This is a genomic window from Arthrobacter sp. 10T44 (assembly GCF_056393885.1).
In genome coordinates this window covers 79,688-105,615 of the sequence record NZ_JBFTGT010000005.1, presented here as the reverse complement: position 1 = coordinate 105,615, position 25,928 = coordinate 79,688, and the positions used below count along the sequence as shown (strand labels likewise).

The 25,928-nt window shown below is 70.8% G+C and carries 18 protein-coding genes; 11 read left to right on the top strand and 7 right to left on the bottom strand.

Annotated elements, in window-relative coordinates; all coding sequences use genetic code 11:
- Positions 1-16: 16 nt before the first annotated feature.
- Together AC1DBL_RS10800 and AC1DBL_RS10795 are read left to right on the top strand one after the other, a co-directional pair.
- Positions 17-3,445 (top strand): glycosyltransferase family 2 protein, encoded by a 3,429-nt coding sequence (locus tag AC1DBL_RS10800; protein WP_476917582.1) that lies wholly within the window; start codon positions 17-19, stop codon positions 3,443-3,445.
- On the top strand, positions 3,438-5,177 hold the full coding sequence (locus AC1DBL_RS10795; protein ID WP_476926095.1) for a DUF5719 family protein: 1,740 nt from the start codon (positions 3,438-3,440) through the stop codon (positions 5,175-5,177). The genes AC1DBL_RS10800 and AC1DBL_RS10795 overlap by 8 nt, the downstream gene beginning before the upstream one ends.
- A 30-nt stretch (positions 5,178-5,207) precedes the next feature.
- On the opposite strand, the gene AC1DBL_RS10790 is transcribed toward AC1DBL_RS10795, so the two are convergent.
- Positions 5,208-5,708 carry a metallopeptidase family protein gene (locus AC1DBL_RS10790; RefSeq protein ID WP_441418466.1) on the bottom strand — a complete coding sequence of 167 codons (501 nt, stop codon included), beginning with the start codon at positions 5,706-5,708 and terminating at the stop codon, positions 5,208-5,210.
- A gap of 165 nt (positions 5,709-5,873) precedes the next feature.
- Here AC1DBL_RS10790 and AC1DBL_RS10785 point away from each other — a divergent pair, with 165 nt between their 5' ends.
- From AC1DBL_RS10785 to AC1DBL_RS10765, 5 genes are all read left to right on the top strand, one after another.
- Complete coding sequence (locus AC1DBL_RS10785; protein WP_476893241.1) at positions 5,874-6,263, top strand: DUF3499 domain-containing protein; 390 nt, start codon at positions 5,874-5,876, stop codon at positions 6,261-6,263.
- An 82-nt stretch (positions 6,264-6,345) separates the two neighbouring features.
- Positions 6,346-6,594 carry a Trm112 family protein gene (locus AC1DBL_RS10780; RefSeq protein ID WP_441418465.1) on the top strand — a complete coding sequence of 83 codons (249 nt, stop codon included), beginning with the start codon at positions 6,346-6,348 and terminating at the stop codon, positions 6,592-6,594.
- 119 nt (positions 6,595-6,713) lie between these two features.
- On the top strand, positions 6,714-8,192 hold the full coding sequence (gene ahcY / locus AC1DBL_RS10775; RefSeq protein ID WP_476893240.1) for an adenosylhomocysteinase: 1,479 nt from the start codon (positions 6,714-6,716) through the stop codon (positions 8,190-8,192).
- Between the two features lie 140 nt (positions 8,193-8,332).
- Positions 8,333-9,559, top strand: a complete 1,227-nt coding sequence (locus AC1DBL_RS10770; RefSeq protein ID WP_476893239.1) for a L,D-transpeptidase — start codon at positions 8,333-8,335, stop codon at positions 9,557-9,559.
- Positions 9,560-9,673: 114 nt separating this feature from the next.
- Positions 9,674-10,873, top strand: coding sequence for a L,D-transpeptidase (locus AC1DBL_RS10765; protein WP_476926094.1), 1,200 nt, complete (start codon positions 9,674-9,676; stop codon positions 10,871-10,873).
- Positions 10,874-10,917: 44 nt separating this feature from the next.
- Here the strand turns inward: AC1DBL_RS10765 and AC1DBL_RS10760 are convergent, their stop codons facing one another.
- Positions 10,918-11,724, bottom strand: coding sequence for an RDD family protein (locus tag AC1DBL_RS10760; RefSeq protein WP_441418462.1), 807 nt, complete (start codon positions 11,722-11,724; stop codon positions 10,918-10,920).
- A gap of 172 nt (positions 11,725-11,896) precedes the next feature.
- Here AC1DBL_RS10760 and AC1DBL_RS10755 point away from each other — a divergent pair, with 172 nt between their 5' ends.
- Both AC1DBL_RS10755 and AC1DBL_RS10750 read left to right on the top strand, forming a co-directional pair.
- A complete protein-coding gene (locus tag AC1DBL_RS10755) occupies positions 11,897-12,889 on the top strand; it encodes a stage II sporulation protein M (protein WP_441418461.1) in 993 nt (330 codons plus the stop codon).
- A gap of 124 nt (positions 12,890-13,013) precedes the next feature.
- Positions 13,014-14,297, top strand: a complete 1,284-nt coding sequence (locus AC1DBL_RS10750) for a TIGR01906 family membrane protein (protein WP_476926093.1) — start codon at positions 13,014-13,016, stop codon at positions 14,295-14,297.
- A 99-nt stretch (positions 14,298-14,396) separates the two neighbouring features.
- Here AC1DBL_RS10750 and AC1DBL_RS10745 read toward each other — a convergent pair whose 3' ends face one another.
- Complete coding sequence (locus AC1DBL_RS10745) at positions 14,397-16,226, bottom strand: AMP-dependent synthetase/ligase (RefSeq protein ID WP_476917580.1); 1,830 nt, start codon at positions 16,224-16,226, stop codon at positions 14,397-14,399.
- A 62-nt stretch (positions 16,227-16,288) separates the two neighbouring features.
- The gene (locus AC1DBL_RS10740; RefSeq protein ID WP_476893235.1) at positions 16,289-18,037 is read right to left on the bottom strand and encodes a dolichyl-phosphate-mannose--protein mannosyltransferase; all 1,749 of its coding nucleotides are present in this window, start codon (positions 18,035-18,037) and stop codon (positions 16,289-16,291) included.
- 67 nt (positions 18,038-18,104) lie between these two features.
- On the opposite strand from AC1DBL_RS10740, the gene rsmI reads away from it, so the two are divergent.
- Positions 18,105-19,022, top strand: a complete 918-nt coding sequence (gene rsmI / locus AC1DBL_RS10735; RefSeq protein ID WP_441418457.1) for a 16S rRNA (cytidine(1402)-2'-O)-methyltransferase — start codon at positions 18,105-18,107, stop codon at positions 19,020-19,022.
- Positions 19,023-19,221: 199 nt separating this feature from the next.
- On the top strand, positions 19,222-20,721 hold the full coding sequence (locus AC1DBL_RS10730) for an NAD-dependent succinate-semialdehyde dehydrogenase (protein WP_476917577.1): 1,500 nt from the start codon (positions 19,222-19,224) through the stop codon (positions 20,719-20,721).
- Here AC1DBL_RS10730 and AC1DBL_RS10725 read toward each other — a convergent pair.
- The 3 genes from AC1DBL_RS10725 to AC1DBL_RS10715 are packed head-to-tail and all read right to left on the bottom strand — an operon-like array spanning position 20,718 to position 25,786.
- Entirely contained in the window at positions 20,718-23,255 is a 2,538-nt protein-coding gene (locus tag AC1DBL_RS10725) for a transglutaminase TgpA family protein (protein ID WP_476926092.1), read from the bottom strand. The two genes, AC1DBL_RS10730 and AC1DBL_RS10725, sit on opposite strands and share 4 nt — an antisense overlap.
- Entirely contained in the window at positions 23,252-24,655 is a 1,404-nt protein-coding gene (locus AC1DBL_RS10720) for a DUF58 domain-containing protein (protein ID WP_476926091.1), read from the bottom strand. The genes AC1DBL_RS10725 and AC1DBL_RS10720 overlap by 4 nt, the downstream gene beginning before the upstream one ends.
- A gap of 15 nt (positions 24,656-24,670) precedes the next feature.
- Positions 24,671-25,786, bottom strand: a complete 1,116-nt coding sequence (locus AC1DBL_RS10715; protein ID WP_476917574.1) for an AAA family ATPase — start codon at positions 25,784-25,786, stop codon at positions 24,671-24,673.
- Positions 25,787-25,928 lie beyond the last annotated feature (142 nt).

Below are 25,928 nucleotides of genomic sequence, written 5' to 3'. Positions count from 1 at the left end.
ACGAGTCACCGCCGTTGTGGTAGCCCACAACGGCGGTGACTATCTCCCCAGGACCCTGGCGGCATTGGCGGCGCAGACCCGTCCAGCGGATGCAGCCATCGGGATCGACACCGGATCACGCGACCACTCGGCGGCACTGCTTGAGCAGGCGCTCGGCAAAGCCAGCGTCACCGTCTTCGACCAGGCCAGGACCGGTATGGGCGGTGCCGTCCAGGCCGGACTGAAGGCGCTCGCGCCCTGGCGCGGGGACGCCGGGCACGCCGCCTCCGAATGGATCTGGTTGCTGCACGACGACGCCGCGCCGGCTCCCGAGGCCCTCGCCGAGCTCCTGCACGCCGTGGAGCGGGCGCCATCGGTCACCGTGGCCGGCTGCAAGCAGCTGGACTGGCACGCTGGCCGACGGCTGATCGACGTCGGACTTTCCACCAGCCGCTGGGCCGAGCGCCTGACGCTCATCGAAGCCGACGAACTCGACCAGGGCCAGTACGACGGCCGCAGCGACACCTTCGCCGTCAACTCGGCCGGCATGCTGGTGCGCCGCGACGTCTGGGAGGAGCTCCGCGGCTTCGACCCTGCCCTTCCGGGCAGCGGCGACGACGTCGACTTCTGCTGGCGCAACCGGCTCGCCGGCCACCGCGTAGTGGTGGTCCCGAGCGCCCGGATCTTCCACGTGTCGCACCGGCCGCACGCCCAGGGCAACGCGACGGCGGCCCGCAAGGCCCAGGTCCACCTGCGGCTCAAGCACGCCTCGGCCTGGAAGGTTCCGCTGCACGCCGTCGGCGCCCTGCTGGGCAGCCTCTTCAAACTTGTCCTCAGCATCGCCGTCAAGGACCCCGGCCACGGATTCTCCCAGCTGCTGGCAACCCTTGGCGCCCTCGGGAGGCCCGCGGCCGTGTACCGCGGCCGGCGCAACGCGGCCCGCACACGGCGCATCCGCCGCTCCGTCATCAAGGGGCTGCTGACGCCGCGGCGCGAGGTCTGGGCGCACCGGCGTTCGCTGATGGAGGCGCTCGGATCCGACGATACCGAGGCGTCGTCCAGGCACGACCCGCTGGCCGAACAGCCCAGCGGCGATTCCGCCGACGACTTCGCCGCCCTGGACACCACCGGGCGCGGCTGGGCGGGAAACGGCGCCCTGCTGGCGCTGCTGCTCACCGCCGCAGCCTCCCTGATTGGCCTGCTGAGCCTGTTCCGCGCCGACGCCGTCACCGGCGGGGCGCTGATCCCGGTCTCGGCCCGCCTCGGCGACATCTGGAACCATGCCTCTGGCTGGTGGATTGCCCTCGGTGCCGGCCTGCCGGGCCACGGCGACCCGTTCGGCTACGTGCTCTGGGGGCTGGGCGTCCTTGGCGCCGGCAACACCAACGGCGCAGTGGCCTGGCTGCTGGTGCTGGCCATGCCGTTGTCCGCGCTGGGGGCCTGGTTCGCCGCCGGCGCCCTGACGCGCCGGCGCAGGCTGCGTCTTGTTGCCGCGCTCATCTGGGCCGGCGCTCCCGCCCTCCAGGTGGCACTCAACCAGGGCCGCCTCGGTGCGCTCATTGCGCACGTGATGATGCCGTTGCTAATCCTGGCCCTGCTCCGCGCCACCGGCTCCGTCCCGGGCCGCGGACGCTACGCCGTCCCCGCGCCGGGCGAGCGGCGCTTCACCGAGGCGCCTCCCGTCAAGCCCGGAATCAACGGCACGCCGTCCTGGACCGCGGCGGCCGCGGCGGGACTGGCGCTGGCAGTCGTTACCGCGGCGGCGCCCTCGCTGCTGCTGCCCTCCTTCACCGTCGTCATACTGTGCGGCGTGCTGCTGCGAGGCCGTGGGCGGACCGTCTGGTGGTCGCTGCTTCCCAGCCTTGCCCTGTTCCTTCCCTTTGCCCTCTCTGCCCTGGACCGGCCGCGGGCCCTGCTGGCCGACCCGGGCCTGCCGCTGGGCTTCGATGCCGCGCCGCTCTGGCAGCAGGCGCTGGGGCAGCCGCTGCGGTTCGAGTCCGGCGCCGGCCTGGCCGGACTGACGGTCTTCGGGCCGGGGGCCGTGCCGTGGGCGCTGCTGCTGGCACTGCTGCTCGGCCTGCCCCTCCTGCTGCTGGCCCTCACCGCGCTGTTCCTCCCGGGCCGGCGTGGCACGGGCCGGCGGCCGCGGCTGGCCCGCAGTTTCTGGGCCGCCGCCGTGCTGATGCTGGCGGGCGGCTGGCTGGCCGGGCACGTCGCCACCGGCGCCAGCGCCGACGTTCTGGTCTCCCCTTTCACCGGGCCGACGGTATCGGCGGCGGCGTTCGCGCTGCTGGGTGCGGCGCTGCTCGGCGCCGAAGCCGTCCTCGACGCCGCAGACGCGACCGCTACGGCCGCACCGGGCCGGGCGTTTTTGGTTCGCAAAATCCTCATCCGGGGCACCGCCGTCGCCGCAACGGTGCTCCTGCTCGCCGGGCCCCTGGCCGGGCTCGCCGCGTGGGCCGCGCACAACGTGCTGCAGTCCGACCCGCCTCCGGCCGCCGCGGCCGCCCCGGGCGGGGACGCGTCAGATGCCGCCGCCGGCAGCATCGCGGGGGCGGATGCGGACACCAACGCTGACCATGGCAATGGTGCGCTCGGCACCCGCCGGCTGGTCCAGGCCAGCAAGGCCCGCACGCTCCCGGCGACGGCCATCGACCGCGGCGAGGGACCGGAACAGACCCGGACCCTGGTCCTCTCCGCCAAGGAGGACGGGACGTTCGCGGCCGCGCTCATGCGGGGCGACGGTACCAGGCTGGACGAGCTGTCCGCCGTGGCCTCCGCCCGTCAGGTGATGGGCGAGCCGGGCAAGGAAACGGTCCGGGACGACGACGCCGTCGCGGCTTCCCTGCGCAGCGTGGTCGCCACGATTGCCGCCGGCCAGGGCGTGGACCCCCGCCGGCAGCTCGAGCAGCTCGGCGTCGGGTTCGTCGTCCTGGAGGCCAGCGACAGCTCGGCGGAACTGACGGCCAGCCGGATGGACGCCGTTCCCGGCCTCGTGGCCGTCGGCCAGACCGACGTCGGCTGGTTGTGGCGGATCAGCCCGCTGAACGAGACGGCTGCCAAGGCCGCCGACGTCGCGCACCGCGTGCGCGTCGTCAACGCTGCCGGCACCACCGTCGGGCTGCTGCCCGCAGGGGTGGTCGCCGCCGACGCGGCCGTGCCTGCCGGGCCCGAAGGCCGGCTGGTGGTCCTCGCCGACCGCGCCGATCCGGGCTGGAGCGCCTGGCTCGATGGCCGGCGCCTGACCGCCACCACCGCCGACTGGGCGCAGGCGTTTACCCTGCCGGCCCAGGGCGGCCAGCTCAGCATCCGCTACGAAAACCCGTGGGCCCTCTGGACCGGAATCGTCCAGGCCGTCGTGATCGGCCTGACAATCCTGCTGGCCATCCCGATGCCTGCCCGCCGCCCGAACACTGGGCTCTCCAGGGACGAAGGCTCCCTGCGTAAGGAACATCAGCATGCATGACAACCATGGGGCCCCAACGCCTCCGGAACGGCCCGAACCGGCCAAGCAGCCCCAGACACCGGCGGTTGGGAGCCGGCGGGACAGAAGCGCACGCGGCGCCCAGCCGGACACGGCCCACACCGGGGTTAACGCGTTGGCCCGGCTGAAGAGCTTCTCGGGGGCCGTCGGCGGAGTTCTCTCCGCCGCAGTGCTCGTCGCCGCCGGCGGCGGGCTGGTCGCGGCAGCCGCACTCACCCCGCAGGTCACCGGCAGCCGGACGCTGGAGGCGCCGCTGGCCGCGGTTCCGGCCGGCAGCAGCGTGGGCATCTGCCCCGGACCTGCACGGCTGCTCGAAGGCACGCCCGTCGGCACCGACCCGCAGTTCAGCCCGGAATCGGCGACCGCCAAGAGCGCGGTCAGCGCCGTCGTCATCAGTTCCAGCACCGGCGCACTTCCCGGAAGCCGGCTCGCCGCGCTGGCCGGCAGCCGGCTGGTGGAACTTGCCAAGGCCACCCCTGCCACCGCGGGGCCGGCCGTAAGCCCCGCCCCGGGCGCCCCTTCGGCGCTGCGGGCCGGCGTGGTGCCGCAGCGCGCTGTCGACGCCGTCAGTGTGCTCAGCGCGGATGCCCAGGGAAACCAGCAGCCCTCTGCCGGGGCCGTGATGAGCTACACGGCCACGGACGGGGATCTGCGCGGCACGGCTGCCGCCGCCTGCCAGCGTCCGGCCAACGACCTGTGGCTGGTCGGGGCGAACACCGCCCTCGGCCGGACCGCCGTGCTGAACCTCAGCAACGCCTCCGGGACGCCGGCTACCGTCAGCCTGGATCTCTTCGGCGCCAAAGGCCCCATCCAGGCCCCCGGCAGCCGCGGGCTGCTGGTCGCGCCGGGCAGCACCCGGTCCATCATCCTGGCCGGCCTGGCGCCCGGGCAGGACCAGCTGAGCGTGCGGGTGCGCAGCACCGGCGGCCCCGTCGCAGCCGTCATCCAGCAAAGCGTGCTGCGCGGGCTGACCCCCGGCGGGGTGGATTTCATTTCGCCGGGAACGGCCCCCGCGACCCGCCAGGTCATCTCCGGCATTGATATCCAGAACCCGGACGCCCTGGCGGCGCTGGCCGCCAAAACCGGCTTTGCCGACGCCAAACCTGCCCTGCAGATCACCGTCCCCGGCGCCGCGGACGCCGTGGTGGAAGTGAAACTATTCGGGCGCGACGGCCAAAAGGCCCTGCCCGGCGGCGGCGTAGTCACCGCCAAGTCGGGCGCCGTCACCGAGGTCTCCCTCGCGGGCGTCCCGGCGGGGCACTACACGGTGGCGGCCAGCTCGGACGTTTCCTTCGCCGCCGCGGCCCGGGTCACCCGTGGGCTCAAGGCCGAGGAAGCCGCCGATTTGGCCTGGGCGCCGTCTTCGGCGAGGCTCGGAAGCCAGCACGTCGTTCCGGTGCCCCGGACGGGCGAGCGGTTCCTGATGTTCGGCGCGCCGGAAGGCCGCGCCAAGATCTCGTACACGCCGATCACTGCCGACGGCAAGGTCCGGGCCGCGGCCACAATGGACATTGCCGGCGGAACCACCGCCTCCGTCAGAATTCCCGGGGACGTGGGTGGCTCGCCGCTGGTGGGGTACCTGGTCTCGGCGGCGGGGGATGCGGCCTACGGGGCCGTCATGCTGCAGCAGGGCGGCAGGTCCGACATCGCCAGCATCCCGGTTCTCCCCGGGGCGGCCGGCCAGGAACAGATCCCGGTCACCCTCGGGTATTAACCGCGACGGCCGGCGCCCAGCAACGGCGGCCTAATAGCGGCGGCGGTACACCGGGTCCAGCGACTCGGGCGGGACGCCGAGCATCTCCGCGGTACGCTCCACCACCACGTCATGCACGAGGTCCTGGAGTTCGTCGCGGCTGCCGCAGGCCTGCTCGACAACCCTCCGGTAAAGCGTGATCACGGGGCCCTCCTCCGCCGTCGCCGGTGTGTAGGAGCCCATCGGCGCCGGGGTGCCGTCGGCTACGAGCTTCTCGAGTCCGGGCGGGATTTCCTCGACCGCAAAACGGACCCCGTCCAGCGGCTTGCCCCAGATATCGTGCAGGCGCTGGGCCGAATCCAGGACAAAGTCATCGAAGCGGTCCGAACGTGTCCGGTAGCCGGGCAGCGTCGGGAGCATCAGCTCGCCGCGCAGGCCGCGGCCGTGCCGGTTCCTGCGGCGTTGCCGGAAGCTCTTCCCCTTGGCGGCGCCGCCGTCGCCGGGGTCAGCCAACCGGACCGTAAAGCCGGGATCATGGTGCGATGACTGCATATCTTGACTCTAAACCCGGCGCCTGATTTCTGCGATATGGCGGCCGCCGCGACCCGCCGTCGGAGCCCGCCCGACGCCGTCGGCCGCCCTGGGCGCGGCGTCCCGGGGCCGGACGGGCGTTTCAATGCGCGGGAGCGGGCAGGTGGGGGAGTAGTCTGTGATGTCGTGGGTGCAATTCGTCAGTGTTCAAGGTCAGCCTGCCGCAATTCGGCGGTGGCTACTTTGACGTACGTGTATGCCGACTCCACCGCGGTGCTCGGCCCGCTGGCCACCTACGCCGAGCCGCACTGCTACGACCTTTGCGAACAACACGCCGGTACCCTGACCGTGCCGCGGGGCTGGGAAGTCCTGAGGCTCGCGATGCCGGCCACTCCGGCCGGTCCCGGGCCCGATGACCTGCTGGCCCTTGCCCATGCGGTCCGCGAGGCCGCCGCCCGGCCCGCAGCCGCAGAGCCCGCCCAGGGCCAGCGTTCCGCGCATCCGGCCCTCGAAGCCCCGGCCGCCGCCGACGGTACGCGCCGCGGGCACCTGCGCGTCCTGCGCGAACCCTCCTGAGCCGCGAACTGGCGGTAGGCTGGGAACTGAAATTTCCGTACGCCACCGGCGCCAGCGGCGTCGCCCCCAGGGAGCCTTCACCATGCCACTGATCAGTCCCGAACTGTTGTCTGTCCTGCGCTGCCCCGTGACCGGCTCAGCCCTGGTACAGGAGGGCGAAGAGCTCGTCGCCGCGTCGCCCGACTCGAACGGGCAGAAGCTGCGCTACACGATCGAGGACGGCATCCCGCTGCTGCTGCCGCCGGAGCTGCTGGCCGCGGCCACCGCCGCCTCCTCCGATCAGCACGACGGCGGCCGTCACGACGGCGCGCCCCGCCACGCCGCAGAGTAGCCCCGTCCTCCGGTGCGGGCGGCGGACGGAACAAGCGCCGCCGACCCATCGGAGGGCGCCTCGGCGCCGAACCACTTGCAGTCCCTCCAGCTATATTCCGGCTACCCCAAAGGATCCCCATGACTTTCGACTATAAAATTGCCGACATTTCGCTGGCCGAGGCCGGCCGGCACCAGATCCGCCTCGCAGAGCACGAGATGCCCGGGCTGATGTCCCTGCGCGAGGAGTTCGGCGCGAGCCAGCCACTCAAGGGTGCCCGGATCGCCGGCTCCCTGCACATGACGGTGCAGACGGCCGTGCTGATCGAGACCCTCACCGCCCTCGGCGCCGAGGTCCGCTGGGCTTCCTGCAACATCTTCTCCACCCAGAATGAGGCCGCAGCCGCCGTCGTGGTCGGCCAGGGCACCGTCGAGGACCCGCAGGGCGTTCCGGTGTTCGCCTGGAAGGGCGAGACGCTCGAGGAATACTGGTGGACGGCCGAGCAGATCCTGACCTGGCCCGGTGCGGACAGCAACCCGGACCTGGGACCGAACATGATCCTCGACGACGGCGGCGACGCCACCATGCTGGTGCACAAGGGCGCGGAATTCGAGGCCCTGGGCGCCGTGCCGGCGGCAGGCGACGATGAGTCCGAGGAGGGCCGCGTCTTCCTCGAGGTGCTGCGCGCCTCGCTGCAGAAGGACCCGCAGAAGTGGACCCGGATCGGCTCGCGCCTGCTCGGCGTAACCGAGGAGACCACCACAGGCGTCCACCGTCTCTACCAGCTCGCCGAGCAGGGCAAGCTGTTGTTCCCGGCGATCAACGTCAACGACTCCGTCACCAAGAGCAAGTTCGACAACAAGTACGGCATCCGCCACTCGCTGCCGGACGGCATCAACCGCGCCACCGACGTGCTGATGGGCGGCAAGGTCGCCGTCGTATGCGGGTACGGCGACGTCGGCAAGGGCGCCGCGGAGGCGTTCCGGGGCCAGGGCTCGCGCGTTATCGTCACCGAAATCGACCCGATCTGCGCGCTGCAGGCGGCGATGGACGGCTACCAGGTGGCGACGCTCGAGAGCGTGCTGGCTGAAGGCCACATCTTCATCACCACCACGGGCAACAAGGACGTCATCATGGCCGAGCACATGGCCGGGATGCGCGACAAGGCGATCGTGGGCAACATCGGCCACTTCGACAACGAGATTGACATGGCCGGGCTCGCCCGGATCCCCGGCATCACGAAGGTCGAGATCAAGCCGCAGGTGCACGAGTGGGTGTTCGATGCCGGGACCGCGGAAGAGCGCTCCATCATCGTCCTGTCCGAGGGCCGGCTGCTGAACCTCGGCAACGCGACCGGGCACCCCTCCTTCGTGATGAGCAACTCCTTCGCCAACCAGACCATCGCGCAGATCGAACTGTTCACCAAGGCGGGCCAGCCGGAAGGTGAGCGCAAGTACGAAAAGCAGGTTTACGTGCTGCCGAAGATCCTCGATGAGAAGGTGGCCCGGCTGCACCTTGGCGCCCTCGGCGTGCAACTGACCGAGCTGACCAAGGAACAGGCTGCCTACCTGGACCTCGACGTCGCCGGCCCGTACAAGCCGGAGCACTACCGCTACTAAGCGCGACACTGCGAGCAAAAGGGGCCCTGGACTTAGCGTCCGGGGCCCCTTTTGTGACCGTATCGTGGCGCTGGCAACGGCGGGCCGCACCAGAAATTCACATATGCTTTCAAGGTAACGTCTGGAAGGACCCGAGTATTGTGATCGCCCCGAAAAGCTGGAGCACCGGCCGGAAAGCCGCCGTGCTGGCAGCCGTATGCGCCCTGGCAGCCGGCGGCGGAGTCTTCGCCGCGGCAGGACCCCTGGCGCACGCCTCCTTTGCCTCCGAAGCAGGATCGCCGGAGCGATCGACCCAAGGCCTGGCCTTCCCGGTGGTGCCCCCGCTCCAGCTCGCCGTAGCGCCCGCCGACGCCGCCGTCCAGGTCAACCCGGCCGCCCCGGTCACCCTGAAGGTGGGCAACGGCCGGATTGAGCGGGCGGCGCTGACAAGCGAGACGGGCCAGTCCGTGGACGGGAAGCTCAGCGCCGACGGATCCAGCTGGGCCGCCACCGGGCCGCTGGAATTCAACACCCGCTACAGCTACAGCTACTCAGTGGTTGACGGCGCGGGACGATCGACCGAGAACACCCGCAGCTTCACCACGGTGACCACCGCCAACGAGGCGGACGCTGCCATCTATCCGCTGGACGGCATGAAGGTCGGGGTCGCGCAGCCGCTCCAGCTCACCTTCAGCGAGCCGGTACTGAACCGCGCCGCCGTCGAAAAGGCTATCAAGATCAGCTCCACCTCGGGCCAGGTCGGGGACTTCCACTGGTTCAGCAACACCATGGTCCGGTACCGGCCGCAGAATTTCTGGGCGGCCAACAGCACCATCACCATGGACATCAAGCTCTTTGGCGTCAATCTGGGCAAGGGCCAGGTCGGCAACTTCAATAAGTTGGTCACGGTCCACATTGGCGACAAGAAGGTCGCCGTGGCGGATGCCAAGGCGCACACCTTCACGGCCTCGATCAACGACCGGCAAGTCGGGCGGTGGCCCGCGACCATGGGGGACACCCGGTTCCCGTCGGCGCGCGGCTACCTGGTGCTGATGGAGAAATACCGGGTGGAGCACATGGACGCCCGCACCATCGGCCTCAAACCGGGCGACCCGGCCTACTACGGGCAGCTCGACGTCAATTACGCCACACGACTGACCCCCAGCGGCGAGTTCATCCACCAGGCCACGGCCTCCGCGATGCCCTACATCGGCAAGGTGAACCTCTCGCACGGCTGCGTCGGCCTGGGACCGGCCGGCGCCAAGTGGGTCTTCGACAACATGACGACCGGGGACGTGGTCCAGGTGGTCAACACCGACGGCGACTATGCGGCGTACGACGACGGCTTCGGGGACTGGAACATCCCCTGGGCGAAGTACGCGAACTGAGCCGGGGCGCCTGGCAAGGCGCCGGGGGATTTGCACAATGGGGGAATTGCAGTTGGGGGATGCGGGATGGCCAAGACGGTAAGGCAAGGCAAGAGCGGTCGAAGTACCGGCAAGATGCTGGCAGTAGCCGGGATCTGCCTCGCCATCTGTGCCGGCGGAATCGGCGTCGCCACCGGCCCGGTCTGGGCGGACAGCGACCTGCCCTCGGAAGCGGGGTCGCCGATGCGCAACGTCTCGGGCCTGGTTGCGCCTGTCGTGAAGGCCGTTGAACTCGGGGTAACGCCGACCGACGGCGCCCGGGACGTCAACCCGGCCGCCCTGCCGTCGGTCAAAGCCGTCAACGGCGTAATAAAGGACGTGGTGCTGCGGCCCGAACCCGGCGGCGCCCCGGTCCCCGGCACCACCAGCGCGGACGGCTCCACCTGGACCGCCGGGGACCCCCTGGAGTTCGACACCCGGTACCACTACAGCTTCACGATCGTGGACCTGGCCGGCCGGGAGACGAAGAAGGTCCAAAGCTTCTCGACCGTCGCCACGGCCAACGAAGCCGACGCCGCGGTCTATCCGCGGGGCGGCAGCACCATTGGCGCCGGGCAGCCCATTGAGATCGTGTTCAGCGAGCCGGTCATCAACAAGGCGGCCATGGAGAAGGCCGTGAAGGTTACCGTCTCCTCCGGTCAGGCCGTCGCCTGGCGCTGGTACTCGGACCGGCGCGTCCGGATCCGGCCGGAGCGCTTCTGGGCCGCCAACAGCCGGATCACCGTGGACCTGAAACTGTTCGGCGTCGACTTCGGTAACGGCATGGTCGGCAACTCGAACGTCCCGGTGTCCTACAAAGTGGGGCCGCAGCGGCTCGCCGTCGTGGACGACGTCACGAAGACGATGAAGGTCTACTTCGACGGCCGGCTGGTCAAGACCGCACCGGTCACCCTCGGCGGCGAGGACTGGCTATCGCCCTCCGGCTACGCCGTCATCATGGAGCAGGAACGCCGCTCCAAATTCAACGCCGGCAGCATCGGCCTCAAGCCCGGCGACAAAGGCTACTACCCGCCGCTTACCGTCGAGTACGCCAACCGGCTGACGACGTCGGGCGTCTACGTCCACCAGGCACTGGAGTCCGCGTGGGGCGCGGTGGGCCGGTTCAACGTCTCTCACGGTTGTGTTGGACTGCTCCCGGCGGACGCCCAGTGGTTCTTCAACAACATGAGGACCGGCGACGTGGTGCAGACCCTGAACACGGGGGCGGCGCCGGTGGAGCCGCTGGAAGGCTTCGGTGACTGGAACATCCCCTGGGCCCAGTACGGCAAGCGCTGAGCCCGCGCGGCCGGCAAACGCCGAGCCCCGCGGCCGGACCACGGTCAGCGGGCCCGCTGGTGCGGCAGCCGCCCAAGCCGTGCGCCGAGGCGCGCGTTGCGTTCCCGGGTGAGCCGCAGACGGTCCAGCTCGCGGCGGCTCCGCTCGCCCAGCACCGCGGCCAGGTATTCCTCCGGCCCGGTTCCGGCCGGCGGCGGGGGAGCAACGTGCGCCGCTAGCTCGGTGGCCAGCGACTGCGCCATCGCCACCCGGGAGCCGGGGGACATGCGGTGGGCCTGGCGGATGAAGAGCGAGGCGCGGCGGGCCGCGGCGTCCGGAATCCGGCCAATGTCCGCGAGCGACACCCAGGGCTGGAGGTGGAACGGCACGCTGTGCAGCACGGGAGCTTCGGCCTGCACCCGCCGTCGCAACGCATAGGTGCCGGCCACCAGGTCACCGAGCCGCTTGGACTTCCCGTTGAAGAGCGCGACGGCGATCGCCAGTCCGCCCAGCGTCGTGTAAATCTCGAGGAAACCTATCAGCCCCCGGATCAGGGCATGCCGGAAACGGATCGCACCGCCGTCGTCGCGCACGATCCGCAGGCCGGTGGCCAGCTTCCCCAGCGACAGGCCGCGGCTGAGGGTCTCCACCGTGACGGGCAGCACCACGAAGCAGAAGACGACGACGACGGTGACCAGGGCGCCCATGGCGGCACGATCCAGCTCGGGGGCGGCGGCGCCGACTACCACCAGCAGGCCCCAGAGCACGGCGGTGTGTGCCAGGACGTCCAGCAGCAGGCCCAGCGCCCGGGCGGCGAACGACGCCGGCCGCAACTCCAGGACGACGCCCTCGCCTGTGATGATGGAACTCAACCCGGACCCCCGCTCGTCTGCCAGTCAGGCACAGTCTAACCATCGTCAGGTGCCGGTCCTGAGCGCGGACAGACCTTTGCCGCCACGTTTTCCGGGGCAACCGGGGCCGGAACTGCCCGTTCGCGCCGTGGTGGGGCCGCAACTGCCCGTTCGCGGGCGCTAGGGTGGTGCCGTGGACATCGAGGCGTTCTCCCTGGTGAACGGGGACAAATGGGCGCGGCTGCACGCGCTGGCGCACCAGCGCAGGCTCAGCGGGACCGACGCCGACGAGCTGTTGCGGCTCTACCAGGGCGCATCGGCCGACCTTTCGCTGCTGCGGTCCGTGGCCCCCGAGAGCGGGCTGTCCGCCGCGCTGTCCGCCAGCCTCGCTCAGGCCCGCACCCGCTTCACCGGCGCGAGATCCAACTTCATGGAGGACCTCGCCCAGTTCTTCGTCGTCGCACTGCCCGCCGCCCTCTACCGGATCCGCTGGCTGACCGCCTGGTGCGGGCTCGCGTTCTGCCTGATCGCCGCCGCCTATGCGCTCTGGATCGGCAACTCCCCGGAGGCCCTGCGCGCCCTGGGCTCGGATGCCGAGGTCCGCCGCTACGTGGAGCAGGACTTCATCAACTACTACTCGGAGAATCCCGCCGCGTCCTTCGCCGGCCTGGTCTGGACCAACAACGCCTGGATCGCCGCTCAGGCCGTGGCGCTGGGCATCACCGGGTTCTGGGTCCCGATGATTCTGATCGGCAATGCCCAGGGTGTCGGTGTCGCCGCCGGGGTCTTCGCCGGCGCCGGCAAGCTCGACGTGTTCTTCAGCTACATCCTCCCGCACGGGCTGATGGAACTGACGGCGGTCTTCGTGGCCTGCGCGGCAGGGCTGCGGATCTTCTGGGCAGTGGTGGCGCCCGGGCCGCGCCGCCGCTCGCAGGCGCTCGCCGCCGAGGGCCGCTCGCTCATCACCGTGGCCCTCGGCCTGGTCCTGGTGCTGCTGGTCTCGGGCGTGGTTGAAGGCTATGTGACGCCGAGCGATCTGCCGGTGTGGGCCAAGATCACCATCGGCGCCGCCGTCCTGGCCGCTTATTGGGCGTACGTGCTGGTGTTTGGCGGGCGGGCGCACCGTTCCGGCGCCACCGGTGACCTCGGCAGCGGGGACGCCGGTTACGCCGAAATTTCCGCCTGAATCCGCCCGGCCACGGGGTGGCACCTCGCCGGGGCTGAGGCCCTGACGGTAGGCTCGGTGTCAGATATGTGGCGTTGCCGGCCCAAGGCCCGGCGGCGCGGAACCCTATGGAAGCGAAGCTGCAGTGACCGAAAAAAGTCCCACCCCTCCGAATCGGCAGGATCCGCACCTGGATTCTGCCGACGACGCCGGCGAGCCTGCCTTCGAGTGGATGAAGCCGGCCGGCGCGGGCAAGCGGTCCGACGCGGCGTCCGGAGCTCCCGAGACTGAGCGGACCGCCGCGGCGCCGGACGCTGAGCCCACCGCCGCGGCGCCGGACGCTGAGCGCACGGCCGCGACGCCGGTTCCGGTCGATCCGGCCGGAACCCCGGCCGCCGGTGAACGCCAGGGCCGGCGCGCCGAACGGAAGGCAGCCGACGACGCCGCGGCCGGCGCTGCCGGGACCGAAGAATTCAACGAGTCGCTGCCCACCTCGGCCCTGCAGGTCCGGCCGCCGCGCGAAGAGGTAGAACGCCGCAACGCCGAGCGCGAACATGCCGCCAACGCCAAGCCGGTCGCCCCCCGGGTGATGCAGGTCCTGCTCGCGGTCTGCTACCCGGTGATCCTGCTGGTCCTGGCCGTCCGCGCCGTGACCAGCCCGCTGTTCCTCTGGGTGGAATACAACCGCCCGGGCTTCCCGGGGGACGGCTACGGCTTCAACACCGACGACCGGATGACGTACGGCTCCTACGCTGTCGACTACCTGAGCAACTGGTCCGGCCCGCGCTACCTCGGCGAGCTCGTGAACCGCTCCGGCGAGCCGCTTTTCAAGGACGGCGAAGTCAGCCACATGGCCGACGTCAAGCTTGTCATCCTCTCCGCCTTCGGAGCCGGTGCCTTGCTGGTGGTGCTCAGCCTGGTTGCCATCCTGTACCTGCGCCGGCGCAGCACCGGGGGAGTGCGCCGCGGCCTGTTCGCAGGTTCCATTGTCACGCTCGTGATCATCGTCGGCCTGGGCGTACTCGCGGTGCTGGGCTGGGAGCAGTTCTTCACCGAGTTCCACCGCGTCTTCTTCGCCAACGGCACCTGGACCTTCTCCCTTCAGGACACCCTGATCCGGCTGTTCCCGGGCCAATTCTGGGTTGACGCCGGGATCGTGATCGGTGCCCTCGTCCTGCTCGCAGCCCTGCTCACGCTGATCCTCACCTGGCCGACCCGCAAACGCCGCGGACTGCCACCCCGGGTCCGGAATGCCTCCGCCGCCGAGGACGCCGGGGACGTCGCCGCGGACCCGGCCGAGCTCAAGGGCCGCCGCTTCAAGCGCAGCCGGAACGGCGCCGTCGACGGCCCGGCCGGCCGCGACGCAGACGCCGGAACCGACGCCGGCAGCAACGAAGCGGCAGCCGCCCGCCGCGAGGGCGCCTCCTAAGCCTGGAGACCCGGAGACCCACAGACCCGGAGAGACAAAAAGCGGCCGGCACGAGAGTGCCGGCCGCTTTTGCGTGCGCCGCTGCCGGGCGCCGCGTCCCTAGCCGTAGATCCGGTCGATGTGGGCCTGGAAATCACGCACAACGGCGGAGCGCTTGAGCTTCAGTGACGGCGTGAGGTGCCCGGACTCGACCGTGAAATCGGCGTCAAGCACCACGAAGGTGCGGATCGACTCCGCCTTGGACACCAAGGCGTTGGCGTCGTCGACGGCGGCCTGGATGGCGGCCCGGACCTGGTCGTTGGCCGCCGCCTCCGTGGCGCCCATGACGGGGATGCGCTGCGCGGCACACCAGTTCTCCAGGCCCTCCGGGTCCAGGTTGACCAGGGCTGACACAAACGGCCGCCCGTCACCGACCACCACTGCCTGCGCCACCAGTTGGTGCTCGCGGATCTTTTCCTCCAGCGGTCCGGGTGCCACGTTCTTTCCGCCCGCGGTGACCAGCAGGTCCTTCTTCCGCCCCGTGATGGTCAGGAAACCGTCGGCGTCCAGGGAGCCGAGGTCGCCGGTGCGGAAAAACCCGTCGACGAACGCTTCGGCGTTGGCCGCCTCGTTGGCGTGGTACCCCTTGAAGACACCGATGCCCTTGACCAGGATCTCGCCGTCGTCGGCGATCCTGATGGTGGTGCCGGGCACCGGGATGCCCACGGTCCCCACTTTGGTGCGGGTCGGGGTGTTGGCAGTGCACGGCGCCGTCGTTTCGGTCAGGCCGTAGCCTTCGAGGACAGGGACGCCGGCGCCGCGGAAGAAGTGCGCATCGTGGGAACTGAGCGGGCTGGCCCCGGAGACGGTGTAGCCGAGGCGGCCGCCGAACGCCTGCCGCAGTTTCGGGTACAGCACCCGGTCGAAGACGCCGTGCTTGGCGCGTAGGAGCCAGCCGGGCCCGGCGCCCTCACCGCGGGCGGCGGCGTCGAGCGCCTTTGAGTAGTCGACGGCGACGGCGGCGGCCGCCTCGAAGAGGCGGTCCTTGCCGGCCAGCGCCGCTTTGTGCGCGGCGCCGGCATAGACCTTCTCAAAGATCCGGGGCACCACGAGGAGGAAGGTGGGCTGGAACGTGCCGAGGTCCTCCAGCAGTTCCTTGGCATTGGAGGTGTGGCCCAGCGTGGTCCCGGCACTGAGGCAGATCACCTGCACGGCGCGGGCCAGGACGTGGGCCAGCGGGAGGAACATCAGCGTCCGGGTGGGGGGCTGCAGCAGGATCTCCGGCAGGAACAGGACGATGTTCTTCGCGACGAGGGCAAAGTTGCCGTGCGTGATTTCGCAGCCCTTGGGCCGGCCCGTGGTGCCGGAAGTGTAGACCAGGGATGCCACATCGGCGAGGCCGGCCGCCGAGCGCTGCCGCTCCAGCTCTGCGTCGCTGACGCCGGTGCCGGCGGCAGCCAGGCTGGCGAGGTTCGGCGCCGCGCCGTCGTAGTCCATCCGGACCACGCCGAGCACCCGGCCCGCCAGCAGCTCCGAGCCGTCCAGCACGCCCTGTACCAGCGTGGCCTTCGCCGCGTTTTCGACGAAGACGCGGCGGGCGCCGGAGTCGTGCAGGATCCACTCGACCTGGCTGGCGGAGGAGGTCTCATAGATGGGGACGGTGACGCCGCCGGCGAACCAGATGGCGAAGTCCACCACGGTCCATTCGTACCGGGTGGCGGACATGACCGCGACCGTCTCGCCCGGGGTAAGTCCGCCGGCGATCAGCCCCTTGGCCAGGGCCGTGACCTGGTCCAGGAACTGCTGGGCCGGAATGTCTGTCCAGCCGGCGGGGCCCTTGCGGGCATAGAGCGCATGCACCGGATCCTTGGCGTGCTGCTCCAGCAGCAGGTCCGTGACATTGCTTTCCGGATCCAGCTCGACGAGCAGTCCGGTGCTAGCTTCTCTCACAACCCGTGTCTCCCGTTCCGGTCCGCGGCCCCGCGGACGCGGGCTCCGCTAGTAATCCTGCCCTAGATCCAGGACGGCATCCACATCCGCAGGCGCCAGTCCTGGTACGTAATCAGCTCCGCGGTCCACACCGGGTAAAAGAACGCCGAGAGCAGCACGGTCGCGACGACAAACAGCGCGACGAGTAGGAGGCCGGAGCGGCGCCGCCAGAGCGGGTCGGTGCGCCGGCCCAGGACCAGCCCCAGGCAGTACACGAGGGCCAGCACCAGGAACGGCTCGAAGGACACCGCATAGAAGAAGAACATGGTGCGTTCCGGGTACATGAACCACGGCAGGTAGCCGGCGCCCACGGCGGCCAGGATGGCCCCGGCGCGCCAGTCGCGCCGGCCCGCCCACCAGAAGAGCAAGATGCCGAGGCAGACCGCCGCGCTCCACCAGATCAGCGGGTTGCCGACCGAGAGGATGGCCGAGGTGCAACTGGGCAGCTCGCAGCCGGCCGTTCCCTGCTTGGACGACTCATAGAAGAACGACGTAGGCCGGCCCAGCACCAGCCAGCTCCAGGCACTCGCCTCGTAGGGGTGGTCCGCGCTCAGGCCCTGGTGGAACTTGTAGGCCTCGAGGTGGTAATGGGCCAGCGAACGGAGTGAATCGGGCAGCCAGCCCCACTGGGCCGAGGGGTTGGTTTCGGCCCAGTGCCGGAAATAGGCGTTGCTGGAGCGGAACCAGCCGGCCCAGGTGGCCGTATAGACCAGTGCCGCGACCGGGACGATGCTCAGGAAGGCGCCGATGCCGTCCTTGAGGATGCCGCCCGTGATCCAGCCATGCACGCCGGCGATCCGGCGCGCGCTGAGGTCCCACAGGACCGTCATCAGCCCGAAGCCGGCCAGGAAGAACAGGGCGGACCATTTGGTGCCGACCGCGAGACCGAGGCAGACACCGGCGGCCAGCCGCCACCAGCGGATCCCCAGCCACGGCCCGGCCGCAAGCTGCAGCCGGGAGGGGCGCCCCTCGGCGGAGGCCGCGGCTTGTCCGCCGAGCCGCTTCGCGAGCCGGCGGCGGCCGTCGTCGCGGTCCATCAGCAGCGCGCCAAAGGCCGCGAGGATCCAGAACATCAGGAAAATGTCCAGCAGCGAGGTGCGGGACATCACCAGGTGGTGGCCGTCCACCGCCAGCAGCACCCCGGCCACGGCGCCCAGGGTGAGCGAGTGGAAAAGCTTCTGCGCAATCAAGGCGAGCAGGAAGATCGAAAGGGTGCCGGTCAGGGCGGCCCCGAAGCGCCACCCGAACGGGTTTTCCGGGCCGAAGAGCCACATCCCGGCGGCGATCATCCACTTGCCCACCGGCGGGTGGACCACGTACTCGGGGCTGTCCAGCAGTACCCCGGGGTTGCCAGCGATGAAGGAGTCGTTGGCCTTGTCCGGCCAGGCGCGCTCGTAGCCGCTGACCAGGAGGGAGTAGCCGTCCTTGACGTAGTAGGTTTCGTCGAACACCAGGTTGTGCGGGGTGTCCAGCCGGACGAAGCGCAGGATTCCGCCGAGCACCGCGGTGAGGGCCGGGATGAGCCAGAACCACAGGCGCAGCGAGGGCGGATAGTCGCGCCAGCTGCGGATGTTGCCGATCAGCCGCTCTGTCAGGTCCTCGGCGTCGAATGCCTTGCCGGGACGGCTGATCCAGCGGTGCCCCTCGAGGTTGCGTCCGGTGCCCGGCAGGTCCGGCCTCCGGGCGTGGTGGCGGGTGCTGTCCGGGCTGCCGTCGGCGGGCACGGCCTCGGCTGAACCGGCCTCGGCAGGCCGCATGGGGGTCTGCGTCACGTTGCCATGCTACCTTTCGCGGCCGCGATCGTCGGTCCCGCGCGCCCGCCGGCAGTAGGCTTATGGGGTGGATCCCGAACAAAGCACCTCCCAAGGCAATTCCCCGGCGCCCGCCTCCGCCGACGCCGTTCCGGCAGCGGGGACGGCCGCCGGACCGGGCCGGATCGTGCTTGCCGCCACCCCGATCGGCAACGTCGGCGACGCCTCCGCCCGGCTGATCGGGCTGCTGGAAACGGCGGACATCGTCGCCGCCGAGGACACCCGGCGGCTGCACCGGCTGGTTCAAAGCCTCGGCATCACCGTGGCGGGCCGGGTGATCAGCTACCACGAGCACAACGAGGCAGCCAAGACCGGCGAACTCCTGGACCAGGTCCGCTCCGGCAAGACCCTGGTCATGGTGACCGACGCCGGCATGCCCTCGGTCTCGGACCCCGGCTTCCGTCTGGTCGAAGGCGCCGTCGCCGCCGGGCTCACCGTCACCGCCGTTCCGGGCCCGTCCGCCGTACTGACCGCGCTCGCCCTCTCCGGGCTGCCGACGGACCGCTTTTGTTTCGAGGGCTTCCTGCCGCGGAAGGCCGGCGAACGGACGTCGCGGCTGGCGGACCTCGACGCCGAGCGTCGCACCATGGTGTTCTTCGAGGCGCCGCACCGGCTGGAGCCCATGCTCCGGGCCCTGCACGAACGCTTCGGCGCCGACCGCCGCGCGGCCGTCTGCCGGGAACTCACCAAAACCTACGAAGAGGTCATCCGCGGGACCCTGCGCGAACTGCTTCGCTGGGCCGAAACCAACGAGGTCCGTGGCGAGATCGCCGTCGTCGTGGGCGGTGCGCCCGAGCGGGAGCCGGGTAAACCGGAGGACCAGGTCGCGGCCGTGAACGCGCTGATCGCCCAGGGCATCCGGCTGAAGGAGGCCGTCGCCGCGGTGGCCGATGACGCCAGGGTCAGCAAACGCGAACTCTATTCCGCCGTTCTCGCCGCGCGCTGACGCGGGGCTCCGGCCGCGGGCTGCGGGGCCGCGCCGCCGTTGTGCAGCTGCACAGCAGATCCGGCTTGGTCTAGTGCGCAGATGCGTAGACACCCCGGAGAGCCCGGCAGTACCGTGGCAGTAGTCCAGGCCCGCGGCGCAAGCCGGTGCGGGGCTGATCAGAAAATTTTCCGAACCCATTGCTGACGAGGGAGTCATTGTGACTGTAACTGCCCAGCCCACCGTTACCGCGGAGCGCGAGGCCGCACTGCTGGCGTCCGTGCCGACTGGCCTGCTGATTGACGGACAGTGGCGTCCGGCCGCGTCCGGCAAGACGTTCGACGTCGAGGATCCCGCCACCGGCAAGGTGCTGTTGAGCCTGGCCGACGCCGGTCCCGAGGACGGCGCCGCGGCCCTGGACGCGGCCGCCGCCGCGCAGGAGTCCTGGGCCAAGGTCCCGCCGCGGGAGCGCGGTGAGATCCTGCGCCGCGCCTTCGAGCTCGTCACCGAACGGGCCGAGGACTTCGCGCTGCTGATGACCCTGGAGATGGGCAAGCCGCTGGCCGAAGCCCGCGGCGAAGTCACCTACGGCGCCGAGTTCCTGCGCTGGTTCTCCGAGGAGGCCGTCCGCGCGTTTGGCCGCTACTCGGTTTCCCCGGACGGCAAGTCCCGGCTCCTGGTGGCCAAGAAGCCGGTGGGGCCGTGCCTGCTGATTACGCCGTGGAACTTCCCGCTGGCCATGGCCACCCGCAAGATCGCCCCGGCCGTCGCCGCCGGCTGCACCATGGTGCTCAAGTCCGCGAACCTCACGCCGCTGACCTCGCAGCTCTTTGCTGCCGTCATGCTGGAAGCCGGCCTGCCCGCGGGCGTGCTGAACGTGATCCCGACCTCCACCGCGGGCGCCACGACCGGCCCGCTGATCAAGGATTCCCGGCTCCGTAAGCTTTCCTTCACCGGCTCCACCGAGGTGGGCCGCCGGCTGCTCGCGGACGCCTCCGAGACGGTGCTGCGGACCTCGATGGAACTCGGCGGCAACGCCCCGTTCGTGGTGTTTGAGGACGCCGACGTCGACGCCGCGGTAGCCGGAGCAATGCTGGCGAAGCTGCGGAACATGGGCGAGGCCTGCACCGCGGCGAACCGCTTCATCGTGCACGAGTCCGTGGCCGACGAGTTCGCGGAGAAGTTCGCCGCGAAGATGAAGGACATGACCACGGCCCGGGGCACCGAGGCGGACTCCAAGGTCGGCCCGCTGATCGACGCGAAGAGCCGCGACAAGGTCCACGAGCTCGTCACGGACGCGGTGAACGCCGGCGCTGTGACAGTGCTGGGCGGCGCCGCCGTCGAGGGTCCGGGCTACTTCTACCAGCCCACGATCCTCAAGGGCGTCACCGAGGGCACCCGGATCCTGTCCGAGGAGATCTTCGGACCCGTCGCCCCGATCATCACCTTCGACACCGAGGACGAGGCCGTCCGGCTCGCGAACAACACCGAATACGGCCTGGTGGCGTACGTCTTCACGAAGGACCTCAACCGGGGCATCCGGATGGGCGAACGCCTCGAAACCGGCATGCTGGGCCTGAACGCCGGCGTCGTGTCCAACGCGGCAGCACCGTTCGGCGGAGTCAAGCAGTCCGGCCTGGGCCGCGAGGGCGGCCTCGAAGGCATCGAGGAATACCTCTACACGCAGTACATCGGCATCGCCGACCCCTACGCCGGCTAGCTTCGGCGAAGCCTGCGGGCGGCGTCGCGGACCCTGGACCAGGATTCCGCGGCGCCGCGTCCGGCTGACCTGGCCGGGACCGAAACGGCCCGCAGCGGTGTCCATGCCCGGCGCCGCCAGCGGGCCGTGAGCGACGGCGGCAGCCAGATGGCGCGCCAACGGGTCCACCACGAAGCGTGGGCGCGCAATGCGTCCCGGACCTGTTCGACCCTGTCCGCGGGAGAGCCCGGCAGGGAGCCCGGCAGGGAGTCCGGCCGGGAGTCCGGCCGGGAGTTGCCCGCCGGGGAGTCCGTGTCGGGGCGGCCGTAGCGCTGCCGTTCAAAGTCGGCGCTCAGGGAGGCCACGGCAGCGTGGGCCGGGGCGTCCACGCCGCCCGGCTCGCCGAGCGCCGCTGAACCGCGCAGCCGGGCGGAAAAATGCCGCGGCGTTTCGCTGCTGCGCGGCGGGATCCCGAAGTCCGTGGCCAGGTCCCGCAGCTCCGCCCAGGCCGGGGCGGCTGCCCCCGACAAGCCGGAGGCCTTGAGCCGCCGCCGCCGGACGCCGCCGCGCGCCAGCGCCGGGGCCGACAGCAGCAGGAGCACCAGCAGCAGCCCGCCGGAGCCGTACAACAGGGGGACCAAGCTGCTGCCGGACCCGTCCCCGCCCGCGGTTGCGGGCAACGGCAACGGTGCGGGCGCAGGGGCCGCCGTGGGTTTGAGGTCATCCTCGGGGATCAGGCCATCGTTGTTCTCGTTGGTGCTGGCGCCGCTGCGCGCCGCTGGCTCGGTGGCGTAGCCCGGCACCACGCCGCGCGAGGGCGTCGGCTCGAAGGCCACCCAGCCGACGCCCTGGAAGTACAGTTCGGGCCAGGCGTGCGCGTCACGGGCGTCCACCTCATACTCGGGCAGCGCCCCCAGGCCCGGGATCGTCACGGTGGACCCGGTGGCGCGTCCGGGAGCGTAGCCGACGGCGACCCGGCTCGGGATCCCCTCCAGCCGCGCCATCACGGCCATCGCCGAGGAGAAGTGGATGCAGTAGCCGCTCTTCTGGGCCAGGAAGTCCGCCAGCACTGACAACCCGTTGCCGTCGTAGCCACCCTGGACGGGGGACTGAAGCGAGTAGCTGAACTCCGCGGAACGCAGGTACTGCTGGATCGCCATGGCCTTGGCGTAGTTGCCGCGGCTTCCCGCAGTGACCGTGTCCGCAGTCTGCCGCACGATCTGGGGTACGTTGGCGGGGACCCGGGTGAAGGTGTCCGGCACCGCCTGCGCCCTGTCCGGGGAGTCAGCCAGCACGGCCCGGGTGAGCTTCGGCGCCACCGACGCCACAACGTACTGCTGGTTGCGCGAGTTGGTGTCCAGGCCCTTGATGCTCAGCGTGGCCGGATCCCAGCTCCACCGGCCGGTCAGGCCGTTCACCGACTCGGGCGCGTAGGGGGCGGGCAGGTACGGGCTCGTGAACTGGCCCGTGTTGACGGCCGTGACCACCCGGACCTGTTCTTCCACGCTGGGGGCGGGCCCCGGGTCCATCCTTCCGGTGCCCGGCTGCCGGCTGGCGTCACGGTCGTCCGGCGCCCACGCATCGCCGTCGAAGCTGTCCACGGTGACGGAGCGCAGGTACGGCGCCTGCGAGGCGTTGGTGGCGTAGGTAATCCGTCCGTCGCCGGTGGGGCTGCGCAGGCTGTTGCCGAGGCTGATCATGGGGTTCAATCCGCTCGCGGATCCCCAGGGATTCAGCCGGGATCCCTGCGGAAAGATGCCCTGGTCGAAGCCCGGGATGGCCAGCTGGAACAGCAGCGTCAGGACCAGCGCCACCGCCCCGGTCAGGGAAGCGCGTTTGAGCTGGCCGGGATTGCGCGCCGTGTCCGCCCGGGTCCGGGAGTTGGGGTGGAACCAGTGGCTGCTGGCCAGGATCATGAGGTAGCCCGCCGCGGCGCCGGTGAAGCCCAGCCAGCCGACGCTCTGCGGTTTCACCATGGCCGGAACCACCAGGATGGCCAGGATCCCGAGCCCGCTGGTCGCCGGCAGCGCGAGCGGGACGGCGAGGGCGTCGACCAGGATCACCACCAGGCCGAGCACCCCGCAGATCAGCAGGACGATGCCGGCGTTGGGCGCCACCGGTGAGCTCTCGGCGAGCACGGTCTCGCTGGCCCGCCGCAGGTACCGCTGCAGCTGGGCCATGGTGTCGCCGGACGGAATGAATCCGGCGATGCTGTGCTGGCGGAAGAAGGTGAAGGTGAGGACCAGGGCCAGCACCACGAAGCCTCCCGCGCCGACCAGGACGCCGTGCAGCCGCAGGGCCCGGAGCCCCGCCATCGCCAGCGCGACGGTGAAAACCGTGGTGAGCACTGCCGGGTACCAGGCCCAGCCGCGCAGCACGCCGTTGAGCCCCAGCGCCGCGCCGGCGACAGCCACCGCGACGGCGAGCCCTATTGCCCAGGGCTCGACACCGGCACCCTTCGGCCCGGCGGCCGCGCCCGGCACCGGGACGGAGGGCCGTCCGGGCTCGGCCGCGGACGGTCCCGGGGCCCTGTCGCGCTGCGGGGTCAGGGTCATCGCCGGCCTCCGGCGACGGGCCGGGCACCGTCGGCCGCCGCTGATCCTGCGGCCGGCGGAAGCCCGGCGGCGCCGTCCTGGTCGAAGGCGGACCAGGCGGCCGGCAGCGGGGTGGCCGCGGAGACGGCGACGGCGCGCCAGCCGCCGCGGCGCAGGATCTCCAGGACCGGCCCGGTGTCAGCCGCGCGGTCCGTGACCAGGAGGGCGAAGGCATTCGCGCCGAACCCCGCCGCCGGGGCCAGCGCGCGCGCCTCCGCCGGCGAGAGACGGCCCAGGATCGCCAGGATCGGCCCCCGCAGGCGGTGCGCGGAGAGCTTGTCCATCAGCCGGTCGTCGAAAGGCTGCGGCCCGGCGTCGGCTGCGCCGTGGCGCGGACCGCTGAGCGCGATGGCGGCCAGGCTCTCCGCAATGGACTGCAGGCCGCCGGTCCCGGCGTACTCGTCGGCCTCCGGCTCCGGCGCCGACGGCGAATTCAGGAAGGCTGGATCCCCGGCAGGGTCCAGGCAGCGCAGCGCGTAGTTGCGCTCGCCAAGGTGGGTGCTGATGGACATCGCGGCCGTGACGGCCCATTCGAAGGCGTCGCTGGTGACCAGTTCATGCCCGTCCGCGGCGGCGCCGCCGGAAACGTAGCCGGCGCCCTGAGCATAGGCCTGGAAGCGCTGGTCCAGGATGATCGTGGCTTCCGGAGTCGTGACCGATTCCTCCTGCCGCACCATGAGGGAGCCGTGCCGGGCGGTCGCCGCCCAGTGCACGCGTCGCATCGGATCGCCGTGCCGGTACTCGCGGGTCATGACGTCGTCGTCGCTGGGGTTCGCGCGGATCCGCGTCGCGGTGACGCCGTCGTGGCCGCGTGCGCCCGCGAGCCCGGTCGCGGGGAGCTCGACGGCGGCGGGGGTTACCGTGAGGACGTCGCCGGCGTCGATCGCGTGGCGGTGCACGGAGAGCCCGAAAGGGTCGCTGAATTCGGCCGTGACCGGCCCGATCAGGAACTGGCCGCGTTTCGCGCTCCGAAGCTGGTATTCGTAGCGGCTGGTTCCCGCGACGGCGGTCCGCGCCGGGAAGCGGAACACCGGGGACTGCCCGAACCGGGACGGCAGCTGCTCCTCCATCAGGGCCAGGCCGTTGCCCGGACCGGTGCGGGCCACCGCCAGCCGGACGGTGGTCGTCGCGGAGGTCTCCACCGGGGATAGGTTGAAGTCGCGGTAGACCCGGAACCGGGGTTTCAGCACGCGCGTGCCGGCAAGGGACAGCAGCGGGAGGACCAGCAACAGGAGCGCCAGCGCCAGCAGGTCGCGGCGGCCCAGTATTTGAGCGGCCAGCAGGGACAGGAGGCCCGCTCCCAACAGGCCCCAGCCGCGCGAGCTGAAGATGTGCCCAGGGAACCGGTCCAGCACCGCCACGGCCGCCTCAGCCCCCTAGCGGCCGGTGGGGAGGGCCGACGGCCGCGCGGCGGAACGGCCGCCGTCGCCGTCGGTGCGGGTCCGGGCCTGCGCTGGCGCCGTTTCCTGCCCGACCGGCACCCGCGCGAGGATGGACCGGATGACGCTCTGCGGCGTCTCTCCGGTGCTGGCGGCCTTGCGGTCCAGGATGATCCGGTGGGCCAGCACCGATTCCGCCACGCTCACGACGTCGTCGGGCAGCACGAAGTCCCGGCCCTCCAGTGCGGCGGTGGCCTTCGCAGCACGCAGCAGCTGCAGCATGGACCGGGGGCTCGCGCCAAGCCGGAGCATGGCGCTCTCCCTCGTGGCGCGGCCCAGGGCCACCGTGTATTCCTTGATCGGACGGGATACATAGACCTGCTGGACGGTGGCGATCATTGACGCCACCTCGTCCGCGGTTACCACGGCCGTCACCCTGGTCAGCGGGGACGTGGCCTGGTGGGTCTCCAGCATCTCCATCTCGGCGTCGCGGTCCGGATAGCCCATCGAGATTCGGGCCATGAAGCGGTCGCGCTGCGCTTCCGGCAGCGGATAGGTGCCTTCCATCTCGATCGGGTTCTGCGTCGCCACCACCATGAAGGGTTCGTCCAGTTTGTAGGATTTCCCGTCCACCGTGACCTGGTGCTCCTCCATGCACTCCAACAGTGCGGACTGGGTCTTGGCGGAGGCGCGGTTGATCTCGTCGCCGATCACGATGTTGGCGAACACCGCGCCGGGGCGGAACTCGAACATCCGGGAGGCCTGGTTGTAGATGGACACGCCCGTGACATCGGAGGGCAGCAGATCCGGGGTGAACTGGATCCGGCTGACGGAACAGTCGATGGTCCGGGCGAGGGTCTTGGCCAGCAGCGTCTTGCCCACGCCGGGAACGTCCTCGAGGAGCAGGTGGCCTTGGGCGAGGAGCACAGTCAGCGCCAGCTTGGCGGCTTCGGCCTTGCCGTCGATCACCGTGTTGATGGCCCGCAGGATGCGCTCGCTGGCGGCGTGGAATGCCGCGGCCTCCATCGGCGCCGGAATAACGCCGGCTCGCGCCGGGAGGCCCTGCGGCTCCGGCAGCGCTTCGTCAACGGAGGTACGTCGGTGGTAGTCCATCGGCAGCCTTTCAGCCCTGGTGCGGTCCGGGCGGAGCGGCGGGAAGGCCGGGCCCCCACTGCTGCACGCCTGTCTTGGTATCAGCGTACTAACACAACTGACAAAGCAGACAGAGAGTTCCGGGTAATTCTCCGCCCGGCCC

Bases quoted from the DNA above. Each gene is read 5' to 3' on its own strand.
- AC1DBL_RS10725 (WP_476926092.1), bottom strand. From the start codon at position 23,255: ATGACCCTGACCCCGCAGCGCGACAGGGCCCCGGGACCGTCCGCGGCC.
- AC1DBL_RS10790 (WP_441418466.1), bottom strand. From the start codon at position 5,708: ATGCAGTCATCGCACCATGATCCCGGCTTTACGGTCCGGTTGGCTGAC.
- AC1DBL_RS10795 (WP_476926095.1), top strand. From the start codon at position 3,438: ATGCATGACAACCATGGGGCCCCAACGCCTCCGGAACGGCCCGAACCG.
- AC1DBL_RS10715 (WP_476917574.1), bottom strand. From the start codon at position 25,786: ATGGACTACCACCGACGTACCTCCGTTGACGAAGCGCTGCCGGAGCCG.
- ahcY (WP_476893240.1), top strand. From the start codon at position 6,714: ATGACTTTCGACTATAAAATTGCCGACATTTCGCTGGCCGAGGCCGGC.
- AC1DBL_RS10765 (WP_476926094.1), top strand. From the start codon at position 9,674: ATGCTGGCAGTAGCCGGGATCTGCCTCGCCATCTGTGCCGGCGGAATC.
- AC1DBL_RS10780 (WP_441418465.1), top strand. From the start codon at position 6,346: ATGCCACTGATCAGTCCCGAACTGTTGTCTGTCCTGCGCTGCCCCGTG.